The sequence below is a fragment of the Mucilaginibacter pallidiroseus genome (assembly GCF_007846085.1).
GTDB classification, from domain to species: domain Bacteria; phylum Bacteroidota; class Bacteroidia; order Sphingobacteriales; family Sphingobacteriaceae; genus Mucilaginibacter; species Mucilaginibacter pallidiroseus.
Map to the genome: position 1 here is coordinate 57,217 of NZ_VOEJ01000010.1, position 13,592 is coordinate 70,808.

The 13,592-nt window shown below is 43.1% G+C and carries 18 protein-coding genes; 10 read left to right on the forward strand and 8 right to left on the reverse strand.

Annotated features, from left to right (window positions below):
- Positions 1 to 2: 2 nt before the first annotated feature.
- Together FPZ43_RS17780 and FPZ43_RS17785 are read right to left on the reverse strand one after the other, a co-directional pair.
- A complete protein-coding gene (locus FPZ43_RS17780; protein ID WP_146383287.1) occupies positions 3 to 860 on the reverse strand; it encodes an SDR family oxidoreductase in 858 nt (285 codons plus the stop codon).
- Positions 861 to 1,376: 516 nt separating this feature from the next.
- Complete coding sequence (locus FPZ43_RS17785) at positions 1,377 to 2,078, reverse strand: sterol desaturase family protein (RefSeq protein ID WP_146383288.1); 702 nt, start codon at positions 2,076 to 2,078, stop codon at positions 1,377 to 1,379.
- A gap of 171 nt (positions 2,079 to 2,249) precedes the next feature.
- Between FPZ43_RS17785 and arsM the strand changes: the two genes are divergently transcribed.
- Together arsM and FPZ43_RS17795 are read left to right on the forward strand one after the other, a co-directional pair.
- A complete protein-coding gene (gene arsM / locus FPZ43_RS17790) occupies positions 2,250 to 3,221 on the forward strand; it encodes an arsenosugar biosynthesis arsenite methyltransferase ArsM (protein WP_146271936.1) in 972 nt (323 codons plus the stop codon).
- A 12-nt stretch (positions 3,222 to 3,233) separates the two neighbouring features.
- A complete protein-coding gene (locus FPZ43_RS17795; RefSeq protein WP_146383289.1) occupies positions 3,234 to 4,223 on the forward strand; it encodes an NAD-dependent epimerase/dehydratase family protein in 990 nt (329 codons plus the stop codon).
- On the opposite strand, the gene FPZ43_RS17800 is transcribed toward FPZ43_RS17795, so the two are convergent.
- The gene (locus tag FPZ43_RS17800; protein WP_146383290.1) at positions 4,207 to 4,683 is read right to left on the reverse strand and encodes a TlpA disulfide reductase family protein; all 477 of its coding nucleotides are present in this window, start codon (positions 4,681 to 4,683) and stop codon (positions 4,207 to 4,209) included. The genes FPZ43_RS17795 and FPZ43_RS17800 overlap by 17 nt on opposite strands.
- A 72-nt stretch (positions 4,684 to 4,755) precedes the next feature.
- Between FPZ43_RS17800 and FPZ43_RS17805 the strand changes: the two genes are divergently transcribed.
- The gene (locus FPZ43_RS17805) at positions 4,756 to 5,448 is read left to right on the forward strand and encodes a TIGR04283 family arsenosugar biosynthesis glycosyltransferase (protein ID WP_146383291.1); all 693 of its coding nucleotides are present in this window, start codon (positions 4,756 to 4,758) and stop codon (positions 5,446 to 5,448) included.
- On the opposite strand, the gene FPZ43_RS17810 is transcribed toward FPZ43_RS17805, so the two are convergent.
- The 5 genes from FPZ43_RS17810 to FPZ43_RS17830 are packed head-to-tail and all read right to left on the reverse strand — an operon-like array spanning position 5,445 to position 8,799.
- Positions 5,445 to 6,038: a TIGR04282 family arsenosugar biosynthesis glycosyltransferase gene (locus tag FPZ43_RS17810; RefSeq protein WP_146383292.1), complete on the reverse strand. Its 594-nt coding sequence runs from the start codon at positions 6,036 to 6,038 to the stop codon at positions 5,445 to 5,447. The two genes, FPZ43_RS17805 and FPZ43_RS17810, sit on opposite strands and share 4 nt — an antisense overlap.
- A 20-nt stretch (positions 6,039 to 6,058) precedes the next feature.
- Complete coding sequence (locus tag FPZ43_RS17815) at positions 6,059 to 6,721, reverse strand: aquaporin (RefSeq protein WP_186461888.1); 663 nt, start codon at positions 6,719 to 6,721, stop codon at positions 6,059 to 6,061.
- Between the two features lie 11 nt (positions 6,722 to 6,732).
- A complete protein-coding gene (arsS, locus tag FPZ43_RS17820; protein ID WP_261381132.1) occupies positions 6,733 to 7,782 on the reverse strand; it encodes an arsenosugar biosynthesis radical SAM (seleno)protein ArsS in 1,050 nt (349 codons plus the stop codon).
- Positions 7,782 to 8,117, reverse strand: a complete 336-nt coding sequence (locus FPZ43_RS17825; RefSeq protein ID WP_146271946.1) for an arsenosugar biosynthesis-associated peroxidase-like protein — start codon at positions 8,115 to 8,117, stop codon at positions 7,782 to 7,784. The genes arsS and FPZ43_RS17825 overlap by 1 nt, the downstream gene beginning before the upstream one ends.
- Positions 8,110 to 8,799 (reverse strand): DUF547 domain-containing protein, encoded by a 690-nt coding sequence (locus FPZ43_RS17830; protein WP_186458759.1) that lies wholly within the window; start codon positions 8,797 to 8,799, stop codon positions 8,110 to 8,112. Before FPZ43_RS17830 ends, FPZ43_RS17825 begins: the two co-directional genes overlap by 8 nt.
- A gap of 207 nt (positions 8,800 to 9,006) precedes the next feature.
- Here FPZ43_RS17830 and FPZ43_RS17835 point away from each other — a divergent pair, with 207 nt between their 5' ends.
- Genes FPZ43_RS17835 through FPZ43_RS17865 form a run of 7 tightly spaced genes read left to right on the forward strand, consistent with a single transcriptional unit; the run spans position 9,007 to position 13,424 of the window.
- Entirely contained in the window at positions 9,007 to 9,336 is a 330-nt protein-coding gene (locus FPZ43_RS17835) for an ArsR/SmtB family transcription factor (RefSeq protein ID WP_146271950.1), read from the forward strand.
- Positions 9,337 to 9,391: 55 nt separating this feature from the next.
- Entirely contained in the window at positions 9,392 to 9,949 is a 558-nt protein-coding gene (locus tag FPZ43_RS17840; RefSeq protein WP_146383293.1) for a DUF6428 family protein, read from the forward strand.
- Between the two features lie 18 nt (positions 9,950 to 9,967).
- Complete coding sequence (locus tag FPZ43_RS17845; RefSeq protein WP_146271954.1) at positions 9,968 to 10,462, forward strand: GNAT family N-acetyltransferase; 495 nt, start codon at positions 9,968 to 9,970, stop codon at positions 10,460 to 10,462.
- 32 nt (positions 10,463 to 10,494) lie between these two features.
- Positions 10,495 to 10,911 (forward strand): arsenate reductase ArsC, encoded by a 417-nt coding sequence (locus tag FPZ43_RS17850; RefSeq protein WP_146383294.1) that lies wholly within the window; start codon positions 10,495 to 10,497, stop codon positions 10,909 to 10,911.
- Positions 10,912 to 10,933: 22 nt separating this feature from the next.
- Entirely contained in the window at positions 10,934 to 12,019 is a 1,086-nt protein-coding gene (gene arsB, locus FPZ43_RS17855) for an ACR3 family arsenite efflux transporter (protein WP_146383295.1), read from the forward strand.
- A 2-nt stretch (positions 12,020 to 12,021) separates the two neighbouring features.
- The gene (locus tag FPZ43_RS17860; protein ID WP_146271960.1) at positions 12,022 to 12,780 is read left to right on the forward strand and encodes a metallophosphoesterase family protein; all 759 of its coding nucleotides are present in this window, start codon (positions 12,022 to 12,024) and stop codon (positions 12,778 to 12,780) included.
- On the forward strand, positions 12,780 to 13,424 hold the full coding sequence (locus FPZ43_RS17865; protein WP_146383296.1) for a metallophosphoesterase family protein: 645 nt from the start codon (positions 12,780 to 12,782) through the stop codon (positions 13,422 to 13,424). The genes FPZ43_RS17860 and FPZ43_RS17865 overlap by 1 nt, the downstream gene beginning before the upstream one ends.
- Positions 13,425 to 13,592 lie beyond the last annotated feature (168 nt).

The following is a 13,592-nucleotide window of genomic DNA, read 5'->3' on the forward strand; positions in this document are numbered from 1 at the left end:
TATTACTCTGTTATTGCGGTTGATTCGGTCAAATCCAAGTTTGCAGCTAAGGCCTTTTCAATAATATCGATTTTGCCTTTAACCAATGCAGCCGTATCCACGCCCATAAAGAAATGCACAGGAGGCTGTTCTTGTTTGCTTAGCTCAATAAATGCGCTTGCAGCCTTTTTAGGATCATTAGGTTGGTTACCGCTGATCTCGTTCAGGTGCTGAGCCTCTACCTCGCGTGCATTGGCATAGGCGTCTATGGCATTGGCAGGCAGCATGGCAGAATCTTTTTCCAGAAAGCTTGTACGGAAATAACCCGGATAAACCAGCGTAGTATGCACGCCGAATGGTGCCATCTCCACAGCCAGTGCCTCGGTATAACCGGCCATAGCGAACTTGGTAGAGCAATAGATACCGAATGCCGCATAATTGCCTACAAAGCCCCCGATAGATGCGATGTTGAAGATGTGACCCGATCCTTGCGCTCTTAGATAAGGTGCAGCATGGCGGATAACGTGTAAAGGCCCAAATACATTAACATCAAAGTTCCTTTGCACCTCTGCAGCACTAAGTTCCTCGACTGCACCAATCTGACTGAAGCCAGCGTTGTTTACGATCACGTCGATACGGCCAAACTTGCCAACTGCCTCACCGATCACTTTTTTTACATCATTGTCGTCGGTAACGTCCATATTCAATGGCAGGAAGTTTTCATGCTCACCGATTGCTTCTATTAGCGCCTCCTTTTTTCTTGAAGTGGCGGCCACCTTATAACCGTCGGCCAGTAGTTGTTTTACGAGGTCGGCACCCAGGCCCTTTGAAGCCCCGGTCACGAACCAGACTTTTTCTGTGTGCTTTGTTTCTTTTGTCATTTGTATGATGATTTGATAAAACAAAGGTCCGCAATGCAATGGTCCTCAATGTAACCGTTCCTTGGATAGTTGTAGCCATTTCTCAGGCGGGTAGAAAAACGCCAATAATTTATTGTCGCACCATAACGTCACTTACTTTGTTATCGGGGTTGAACGTAGATATTTACCTGGATTACCAATAACCACTTCTGCTTTTTCGCCAACACTCGACTTTTATTAATAGTTCCAAGCTATGTAGTTGCTGAGTTACTTGTTGGGAAATTTTGAGTAAATTTTTGATGTCTTATTGGTGCCAAAACAAAAAAGCAGTTACACTAAGTGTAACTGCTTGATTTCAGTGCGCCCACCTGGGCTCGAACCTATTTCCTTAAATCATTGATTTACAATGATTTGCTTTAGTTGCCGTTGTTTAAGGTAGTTACATAGGTAACACGCCCTATTGACTATACAAATATACGATTTTGCTCACTTTAAACATAAAATTGATGCTACTATCGAAAATTAAAAACCAAAATTTTATAAGCCAAATTTGATTTCTGAAGTAGGTGCTTTGGTATAGCTTTTAAATAACCGGTCCCAAAAAGGGAAAATCGAACCATAGTTAGAATTGGTTTCGGAGATTATTTTAGAATGATGTATCCGGTGCATTAATGGGCTTACTATCAATCTTCTTAGCTTATAGTCCAACTTCGTGTTGATACAGATATTCGAATGAACGAGCAATACAACCGGGAAAAACAAAATGCCATATGCTATCAATCCCGTAACTGTAATGCCCATCAACACCAGAAAGACCGCCTTTGCTAATATTGAAAAAAATAATTCTACCGTATGGAATCGGACTGCCGTTGTTGAATTCATACTTTCATCCTCATGATGAAATTTGTGAAATTTCCAGAGCAATGGTATTTTATGGTTGATCCGATGCCACCAATAAACGAAAAAATCGATTAAGAAAATTTGCATAAGCACTGATAGTAATGCAGGAATGTTTGAAAAATGAACAAGGCCTAAATGCTGTCCCGCAGCGTAATTCATAAGCTTCTGCAAACCATAGCCGCTAATAAACGAAAATATTAAATTGATGATACCAATGGCGATATTGATAAGATCATGTCTCTTCTTTAAAATTCCTTTTTGTTCCGGAAAAATATGCTCCGCAATGTAAGTTAATACAAAGAGCAGACCTATTGCTAATGGCTGTAATACATTATTCATGGCGTGGAACTTACCGTTAAGTGATAGAGGTCTGTTTCAAGAATTTCTTTCCCTATTAAATTACGATGAAATTCTGATATTAGGATTTAATAACCAAAAAACATTTTTTATTCGATAAACTCAAAAGCTATCTGCCGTCAAATAACGTATATTTTCTATAACCAAATAACTATGGATAATTATCTTGAAGAAACTGTAAATGTCTATCGCGATGCGGCTTTAAAGCCCGATGTTGGCCTTTGCTGTACTACCACCCCCTTAAATTCGTTCCCGGGATTGAAAATACCCAAGATCATGCAGGAAATGAATTATGGCTGTGGCTCGATTGTAAGTGCTAATGACCTGGCTAATGAACCAAAGATTCTTTACGTAGGTGTTGGAGGTGGTATGGAACTGTTGCAGTTTTCTTATTTCAACAGAAACCCACAGGGTGTGATCGGTGTGGATATTGTTGAGGAAATGCTGGAAAGCTGCGCTGCCAATCTGATCGAAGCTGAACAGTTGAACCCTTGGTTCAAGAAAGAATTTATTGATCTGCGCAAAGGTTCGGCACTTCACTTGCCAGTTGGAGACAATTCCATCGATGTAGCAGGGCAAAATTGCCTGTTTAATATTTTTAAGGAAAACGATTTAAAACAAGCCTTAACCGAAATATACCGCGTATTAAAGCCCGGCGGACGTTTGGTGATGTCTGATCCGGTTTGCGAACAGCCGATGAACGAGGCCCTACGCAGTGATGACAGGTTAAGAGCCTTATGCCTGACCGGCTCCCTATCATTAAGTGATTATATTAAAAGTATCACCGATATTGGCTTCGGTACTATTGAGATAAGGGCTAAAAGGCCTTACCGTATTTTGGCTCCCGGACAATATCCTACGGACGAGTTACTTTATATTGAGAGCGTAGAAGTTTGCGCTATTAAAGACCCTATGCCTGCTGACGGCCCATGCGTTTTCACCGGCAAAGCCGCTATTTATTATGGCGAAAAGGAATATTTCGATGATGAAAAAGGACATATTCTAATGCCTAATCAACCTTTGGCGGTGTGCGACAAAACGGCGGGAAACCTGGCAGCGTTAAATCGTGAAGACATTTTTATATCAAACTCTACCTGGTTTTATGACGGCGGTGGTTGTTGCTAATTTAAACTGATAATGAAGATATTTATCACAGGTGCTACTGGTTATATCGGACAGAAACTGGCTTCACGGCTGGCTGCCGACGGGCACACTATACATGCCCTGGTACGTGATAAGGAGAAAGGCAGGTCGTTGTTGAAGGACCCCAATATAACGCTATTTGCGGGTGACATTTTAAATCCGCCATCCCTGTTAACTGCCATGAAGGGTTGCCAACAGGTTTACCATCTCGCTGCGTTGGCCTCCGTATGGCATAAAGACCCGCAAAGCTTCCACATGATCAATGTGAGCGGGCTGCGAAATGTTTTGGACGTTTGCCTGGCATCAGGCATCAAAGACGTTTTATTCACCTCAACTGCCGGAGTTGTAGGAGATTCCGTAGATGGCAATCCAGTGTGTGAAGGCACGAACGCTAACCCAAAACTGGAAACCCTATATGAGCAAAGCAAGGTACAAGCCGAAATGCTTTTGAAAAGCTATATACCCAAAGGTATCATGGGTGTGATTGTTAATCCCAGCAGGGTTTATGGCCCAGGCATATTAACCGAAAGTAATGGCTTTACCCGTTTGATGAAGATGTATATTAACGGACAATGGAAGATCAAACCCTGCAACGGCAAAAGTATCGGCAATTACGTTTACATAGATGATACGATAAACGGGCTGATAGCCGCGATGGAAAAAGCAAAACCCGGTGAGCGATATTTATTGGGTGGCGTTAACGCTTCATACAATGACTTTTTCAGCCTGGTAGATGAATTAACCGGGGTAAAAAGAAAAATGTACAATGTTCCTTTGCCGGTGATGCTTTTTCTCTCTCGCGTACAAGTGGTGATGGCTCAATTATTTGGAAAACAACCAATGATCACACCCCCATTTGTACGCAAATACAACAAACACTGGATCGTCAGCTCTCAAAAAGCAGAACAGGAAATAGGCTATACGATAATGCCCTTACGTGAAGGAGTAAGCAAAACGCTCGACTGGCTTAATCAGCCTGTTTAACAGCCGTAGCCAATTCATCGTAAGTATAAGCCCCTTCGTGAAACCATTTTTTGCCGTTCTTTACAATTAGGGTTCCTGGTAATGCGCCGAACCAGTCAGGGCTTATTTTTTCATTATATGAATTTGGTGCTTCGTTCAGCAGGTAAATTTCGCCGGTTAATTGATGCGTTTTAACAAAGGGTTGCACGCCGCTTTCCAGTTTAGATTTCGAGTCTGTGCTGATTAGGATCACTTTAACAGGCTTGCCCTTTACCGATGCCTTAAATTTTTCAAACTCGGGCAGTTCTTTTACGCATGGTTTGCACCATGTTGCCCAAAAGTTGACCACGTAAGTGGTGTCTTTCCCCTGTTTCATGCGGCTTTCTAATTGGGAAACCGAAATGAGTTTAACCTGTTGGGCTTTTAAACTTACTGATAATAGCAAGCTAAAGGCAATCGTATAGGAAATTTTATTTGTCATGACTTTAATTAACTTTAACGGGCACTGATTGATATACGTACATTTTAACCAATTAGATGCGTACATTAAACGATGAATATAAGCATTATCATTCCTGTTTTCAATGAAGCTGAACATATCGGCAAACTGGTGGATTACCTAACGCGCTTTGGTAAAGGTAGTTTGGCAGAGATCATAGTTGTCGATGGCGGCAGCAGTGATCATACTTTGTTAGTGGCAAATAGTTCCGGCGCAAAAGGCGTTATCAGCCCTCAAAAAGGCCGTGCAACACAAATGAATTTTGGCGCTTCACTGGCTAATGGGGACTTGCTTTACTTCGTTCACGCAGACACCTTACCGCCAGAGACTTACGTAACAGACATTACGAACGCCATAAAAGCCGGATATGATCTGGGTAGATATCTTTCTACTTATGATAGCAAAAGCTGGCTGCTCAAGTTAAATGCTATGCTGAGCCGACTGGATACGTTCGGCGGTATGGGTGGCGATCAAACCTTGTTCATCACTAAAGATCTGTTTCAACAGACTGGCGGTTTTGACGGGACCATGAAAATTATGGAAGAATTTGAGTTTTGCGCCCGCGCTCGCAAGCAGGGTAATTACAAAATTATCAAGAAGCCCGTATTGATTTCCGCGCGAAAGTATGATACCAATGGCTGGCTTACGGTTCAAAAAGCTAACTACACTATCGTCAAAATGTATCAAAATGGAGCAAGCCAGGAAAGCATGGTATCAAAATATAAAGAAATGCTAAACTACCGTTAAATGCTTATTCCGTTCAATTCCAGATCGGCAGTTTCGTCAACATCATGCAATTTTTCAAGTAAGCTATGGTTTAGTTTCAATTGGCTTATTGTCGAAATCGTCTGGGTAGCGACCTGAGCCGTACTCCAGTCCTTATCCGTGAACAATTCAGGAATGTAATGGTTGCAACCCAATAGATAATAGCCGCCATCAAAAGTAGGCCCAACAACCACATCGTGATCATTCAGCGCGTCTATCCCTTCCTTTAATGTGTGTGTTTGTAACTGGTAGCAATCGCTGCCGATGATCATTACCCGTTTAAAACCTTGTTCAAACAATTCTTTAAAAGCGTTGGACATCCTTGCGCCTAAGTCCTCTCCAAACTGCTGCCTTTTCGTATAGCCGGGGAAAGTCCAGATATCGTGTTCGATAACCTGATCTGTGTAATATATAAATTTCCGGCAGTTTAATGGAATCGTGATCTGCCGGGTATGGCCTAATAATAAATTGTAAACAGACAACGCTTTTTCATTTCCTATCCCTTTTGCCAAACGGGTTTTAACTTTTCCTAACTCCGGGTGTCTGACAAATATAATTAGTGCTGTCCTCATTACGTTGTTAAAATCGGTAATCATGCTGTCGTTTTAAGTTCGGTGGGTTGTTTAAAAAAATAACGCCAGCATAACACAGCGAGTGCGGCTCCTGAAACGGGCGCTAATATATAAATCCATAAGGTGCTTAAATTCCCAGTGATTAGCGCAGGGCCAAAAGAACGGGCAGGATTCATAGATGCGCCGCAAATAGGCCCCGCGAAAAGCGCCTCGAACAAAACCACACCGCCAATGGCAAGTCCTGCAAACATACCCTGCTCTTTACTTCCTGTGGCTACGTTGATAATTACCAGCATTAGAATCAAGGTAAGTATGAGTTCCAAAATAAAAGACTGTGCATTTGAGCCGGAAGGCACGGTCCAGCCCAGATCTTTATTATGTGGGAAAAGAAATTTCAAGGTTAAACTGGCAAATGTTGCCCCCGTAAGCTGACTAATAATATAAGGAATAAGACATTTAGCCGGAAAGCGTTTGGCCAGCGTAAACGCAATGCTTACCGCCGGATTCATATGCGCACCCGAAACGCTACCTAATGCGTAGATCATGCTCATTACAACCAGGCCGAAGGTAACTGCAACTCCTAAATGCGTGACAGTATGTACCTGTTCATCAATAACGACCGCACCTGTGCCGCAAAAGACCATAATATATGTGCCTATGAACTCGGCCAGGTATTTTTTCATTCGGTCAATATTTATTCGGCGACTGCACCTCCACAACTCGAACCTGCCCCCGCCGTACAACCGTAGCAGTGTTGTTTCAAAATGATCTCACGGTTTTGTAATAATCTCAAATCAAAATCTGCGAGGTGCTGTGACGTGGCAGGGGTAACTTTCAAGTCAAGCATCTGATTAAAATCACAGTCATATAAAAAGCCATCCCAGCCTACCGAAATGGTATTGCGGCACATCACATTGGCTACTGCCGCGGGATTAAATGCCGCAATAAGCTTATCCATGTATTTATCGTAATTACTGGTCGTCAACAAGTAATCCAGATACCTGCTGATGGGCATATTGGTTATGGCAAAAAGGCTATTGAAACTAATGTTGTATTTTTTCATCAGTTCGAACTTATACTCTTTTTCAAGCGCATCCTGCGATGGTGGCAGAAAGGCACCTGCCGGGTTATAAACCAAATTTAGGGTTAGCCCGGTATCAGCCATGCCGTACCCAACCGCATTCAGCATCTGAAGTGCTTTAATGGAATCTTCAAAAACGCCGTCGCCGCGTTGCTTATCCGTCCTGTCTTGCGTGAAACTGGGTAAAGAGGAAACTACTTCTATCCGGTGCAGTTTGAAAAATTCAGGCAAGTCATGAAAACGCTTATTCGCTAAGATGATCGTCAGGTTACACCGCACAATGATATGCTTCCCTAATGCTTTGATCTGCTCCACAAACCACCTGAAATCAGGATTTAGTTCGGGGGCGCCGCCTGTAAGGTCAACAATTTTAATACGCGAATTAGCTAACACATTTAAACAAAGTTGCATCGTCTCCCGCGTCATGATTTCCTTGCGGTCTGGCCCGGCATCCACATGGCAGTGCTTGCATACCTGGTTACACATCTTACCCATGTTCACCTGGAAAATATCTACACCACCGGCTAACAGTGGGAACATACCGGTTGCAGCAACTTTATCTTTGAACGAAGTATGCTTATGCGTGGGGCTATGTTCCAGAATATCCAGCTGATAAGAACTATTAGCTAATGGGTTTTGCAGGACTTTTAAGGATTTGATCATTACATGCTGATTTCTTTCACTTTGTTCATCATCTGTACACCGTGTACCAGTACTGCGCCTCCCTTAATGGCCGAGGCTACATGCACCGCTTCCATCATTTGCGCTTCGCTAAAACCCTTCTCATAGGCATCGCTGCTGTAAGAGTCAATACAATAGGGACATTGAACGGCATGGGCTACCGCCAAAGCGATCAACGATTTTTCTTTAGCAGTTAATGCGCCGTCTTTAAATACTTCCCCATAATAGGAAAAGAATTTGTCGGCCATTTCTTTCTGATAATCCCCTATATTTCCAAATTTGCCGAGGTCTTCAGCGTTGTAATAATGATCAGCCATTGTTTTCAGATTTGTAATTATTCAAATATAAACTCCAGTCGTACTTTTTAAAATGGATTCTTGGTTTAGTTCCTTCCGGGATGATCTTATTATTGATTAAAATCTCCAGCATACCTTTTTTTCCGCCAAAATCATGACGGAACCAGCCCATCAATGCAGGCACCTCCACGGTATTAGCCGATTTACTATAAGTTACCTCGCCCTTTAAATAGGTTTTAACCGCGACGTTCAGTTGTTTGTCAATTTGTTCCGGCTCATAAAAAGCGATGGGCGGACAGCTTTTAGCCCCACAATTTAAAGCGAAATGAATGCGGTAATCCAGTTTTGCTACCCGAAACTTTTTTTCAAAACCCGAAGGGAAAAGTTTACCCAGGTAGCCCTCGCTCCATTTTACTTTGCTATGGCGTAATATCCCATGCTCGATCAGGTCAAGGCTCAATTCCTGACCGGCGATATAGATTTGTTTACTGGAAAAAAAAGAACCGCGCGTTTTATACTGATCAGGATCCTTCTTTAAGATTACTTGTGTAAAACCGTTATACAGGTTTAACCAAAATGCCAGTTTTTTATGGTCATTATCCAACTGCTCCGCTAAAATATTTGGATCTGAGTTTTTTAGAGTATCAATAAATGCTGCGGTACTATCTCCTGTTTTGGCAGCATATAGAAAATTTTGTGACATCTTGATATAATCTGTGGCTTTAACTTTTTGGGTTTGCGCACTGACCGATACCCCAGTAAAAACAAAAAACAAGATTAAAGTATATCTTAACGAGAGTTTCAAACGCATATATAAATTACGTAATAAATTGTCATAAAGGTTTAAGAAACTGAAATAAGATTTAATTTGGATATATAACTTATTAATCGTAATATTGCAATATTAAGTATGGGCTTAACAAAAACAGAAATATTCACCGAAGAACAGAACAGGTTGGCTGTGATGCTGAAGGCTATAGCGCACCCTGCACGTATCGCCATTCTTCAACATATTATTAGTGCAAATGCTTGTATCTGCGGTGACTTGGTAGATGAGTTGGGATTAGCCCAACCAACCATCTCACAGCATTTGAAGGAATTAAAAAATGCTGGGCTGATTCAAGGCACCATAGAGGGTGTAAGTATTTGCTATTGTATTGAGCCTAAAGCATGGACGTTGCTACAAGATCAGCTTAACAACTTTTTCAACCTTTATAAAGTTCCAACATCCTGTTGTTAAAAAAATTTATACATAATCATCGCAATATTGCAATAAACAATTTAATATCCGAATTATGGAACCTTTAAAATGGCAATCCTTCAAAGAACAATTACAGGCTAGTCCAACATTAGACCTGCAATTTCAATATGCAGAAAACACATGGGTAGAAGCCTCTTACCATATCACTGAAATTAAACAAGCTCCGATTACCTCTGTCGATTGTGGCGGTGTCATGAATGCCTGGACTGAAGTGATCGTCCAATTATGGGTTCCGGAGGAAGAACATCAATTACGGTCAATGAAAGTGCGCAAGGCATTGTCTATAGTAGACCTCGTAGAGAAAGCGCTTCCGCTTAACCCTAATGCCATAGTAAAGATTGAATTTGGAAACGCGCAGTTTGATACTCGTCAGATGCTGCCAAAAGAATTAAGAATAGACGGTGAAAATTTGATCGTGGATCTCCGTCCGGATGCGGTTCAATGCAAGGCGATCACTCGTGGCGGAAGTTGTGGCACTAACGAAAAAGGAGAAGAGTGCTGCACGCCTGCCGTGGAAGTGAAACCGAAAATTCAGCTGAAAAATTTGGTTGCTGAAGCACCAAGTTGCGCTCCTGGCTCTGGTTGTTGCTAACTTAATCAGGATGTAACGATGAACATTATTGCCTTACAACCTGCGTATTGGCCGGATGTTAGAAAAATTTATTTGGAGGGCATCGCTACCGGTCAGGCGACCTTTCAAACTGAAGCTCCTGAATGGGAAGACTGGAACAAAAGCCATTTAGCTGACCTGCGTTTTATAGCTATAACCGACGCGGGTAAAGTAGCTGGGTGGGTTGCATTATCCCCTGTATCCAATCGTTGCGTTTATGCCGGAGTTGCAGAAGTCAGCATTTACGTGAGCGAAACTTTTCGCGGGCAAAAGGTTGGCCAGGCACTTTTACAACACCTGATCATAGAAAGTGAGAAGGCGAACCTGTGGACGCTGCAAGCCGGTATATTTCCTGAGAATGAGGCGAGCGTTAAGCTTCACGAGAAACTGGGATTCCGCATTATCGGATATCGTGAAAGGGTCGCAAAGCAGTATGGCGTGTGGCGGGACGTATACATCCTTGAAAAAAGGAGTAATTCAGTTGGAATTGATTAAAAACCGCAAGAAAAGACAATTCAATTTATAAAATGAAGAATATACTAGTTCTATGTACGGGAAACAGTTGCCGTAGCCAGATTGCTGAAGGTTACCTCCGTCAATTCGCAGGTGACCGAGCGACGATCTACAGCGCCGGTATCGAAACCCACGGCGTGAATCCTAAAGCCATTGCCGTAATGGCTGAAGATCACATTGATATCTCTAAACACACTTCCAATCATATTGACGAGTATAATGCCATACGGTTTGATCACGTAATCACGGTATGTGACAATGATAACGAAGCCTGCCCGTTTTTTCCCGGCAAGGTGGAGCGGTATCATGAGAATTTTCCTGATCCGGCCAAAACCACGGGGACACCAGAAGCAGTCATGAACGAGTTTCGCCGGGTGCGAGAGCTGATCAAGTTCTATGCAAAGAACTTCGCTCAACAACATTTGAACTAAATATCAACCATAAACAAAACTTATGAGTGCAAACGACTGCGCACCGGCGCATGATAGAAAGCGATTAGGCTTTATCGACCGTTACCTGACATTATGGATCTTCCTGGCGATGGCTATCGGCGTGGCCCTGGGTTATTATATTCCTTCGACCGCTACCTTTATAAACTCTTTTTCAAATGGCACGACAAATATCCCGTTAGCTATCGGCTTGATATTAATGATGTACCCGCCGCTGGCTAAAGTAAAATATGAGAATATGGGCGAAGTGTTCCGCAATACCAGGGTATTGAGCGCCTCGCTGGTGCTCAACTGGATTATCGGGCCTATACTGATGTTCATCCTGGCAATTACCTTGCTGCGTGACCACCCGGATTATATGGTCGGATTGATACTGATCGGTCTTGCCCGCTGTATTGCGATGGTGGTGGTTTGGAATGAACTAGCTGAAGGCAACCGCGAATATGCAGCCGGACTAATTGCCCTGAACAGCATCTTCCAGGTATTATTATACAGTGTTTATGCTTATGTGTTTATTACTTTCCTGCCGCCCTTGTTCGGCATGAAAGGATTGGCGGTCAATATTACCATCGGGGAGATTGCCAAATCTGTGGGTATCTATTTAGGCATCCCATTCGCCGCAGGTGTCATCAGCCACTATGCGCTCATTAAACTGAAGGGCGAAACATGGTTCAATACCAAATACGTGCCTTTCATTTCGCCCATTACGCTCATCGCGCTGCTGTTTACCATCATAGTCATGTTCAGTCTGAAAGGCAACTTAATCGTACAGATACCCTTTGACGTGGTACGTATCGCGATACCATTGGTGATCTATTTTACCATCATGTTTATTGCCAGCTTCTTTATCGGTAAGTCATTTGGTGCGGACTATTCACGCAGCACCTCAATCGCCTTTACTGCTACCGGTAATAACTTTGAACTGGCCATTGCAGTCGCTATCGGGGTATTCGGCATCAATTCCGGTGAAGCCTTTGCCGGGGTGATCGGCCCGCTGGTGGAAGTGCCTGCGCTGATCGCGCTGGTCAATCTCGCTTTTTGGTTCCGCAAAAAATATTACGCTAATAAAACTACCGTACCAACTACCTGAATATGAAAATCGCCTTATTCTCTGATATCCACGCCAACCTGCCTGCATTGGAAGCTTTCTTTGCCGATGTGGAAACCCGTAACCCTGATGCCATCTATTGCCTCGGCGACCTGGTAGGCTATAACATCTGGCCGAATGAAGTGATCGATGAGATTCGAAAACGCGGCATTCCCTGCATTACCGGTAACTATGACTTTGGTATTGGCCGTCATAGCGACGATTGCGGCTGCGCTTATAAGACCGATGAAGAAAAAGCGATGGGTAAAATATCCATCAGCTATACCAATGAGATCATAAAAGATGAGCAGCGGGCTTACCTGAGGACCTTACCGGCACATATCCGCCTGGAATACCAATTAAACAACGATAAGTTAAATGTGCTGTTGGTCCATGGCAGCCCGCGCAAGGTGAATGAGTACCTGTTTGAGGATAGGGAAGAAAAAAGTATGCTGCGCATCATGGAACAAGCGGATGCAGATGTATTATGTTTTGGCCATACGCACCAGCCGTATCACCGTGTGCTGTCTGCGAATGAGCAGTTCTACCATGCCATCAATATTGGTTCAGTCGGTAAACCAAAAGACAAAGACCCAAGAGGCGGTTATGTGTTGTTGCACATTGCAGAGAATAGTTCTAAAACCGATAAGGACAGCATCAAAGCAGAGTTTATCCGTTTTGATTATAACATTGAAAAGGCGGCTAAAGCCGTTGAAGACAGCCCGCTGCCGAATGAATACGCAAACATGTTAAGGAACGGCTGATGAGAATAGCACTTTTTTCCGATGTACACGCCAACTTGCCTGCCTTTGAGGCGTTGCTGGCCAGTTTGGACGAACAAAAGCCAGCTGTGGTGTATTGCCTGGGCGACCTAATCGGCTATAATATTTGGCCGAATGAGATCATTGCCGAAATTCGAAAACGCGGTATCGCGACGCTGAAAGGCAACCATGATGAAAAGACCAAAGGCTATGCTTACGAACTGGTGACGGCCGACAACCGAGCTTATCTCGATACCTTACCTGCGCACATCCGCTTGGATTATGCCGATTTTCAGATCCTGCTGGTACACGGCAGCCCGCGCAAGATCGACGAATACGTGTTGGAAGAAATGCCCGAATATGAGGTCATCCAAATGATGGATGCTGCTAAAGCCGATATCCTTTGTGTGGCTCACTCACATTTGCCCTATCACCGCAACTTCAGCGATAAGCAGGTGATCAACACCGGTTCTGTCGGTAAGCCCAAAGACGGCGACCCGCGTGGCGGTTATGTTATACTAAACGTTGGAACTGATATTACAGTAGATTTTATCCGCTTTAATTACGATATTGAAAAGGCGGCCAATGCAATTATTGACAGTCCGTTGCCTGATGAACTAGCAGAAAGAATAATAAAAGCTTATTAGCCTTTTTAAATGTCGTAAAGATCAAAAGCGAAAAACAAAAGTGAATTTTTGCCCATCACTATTAGGACAAGGAATATTGCCAAAAGACTACGGCATAATGAAGCTATGGAATTCTCGCTTCACCCTCCGGGATTTATTCCGTTTCCTTTTGGATTTGCTGGGCAAATA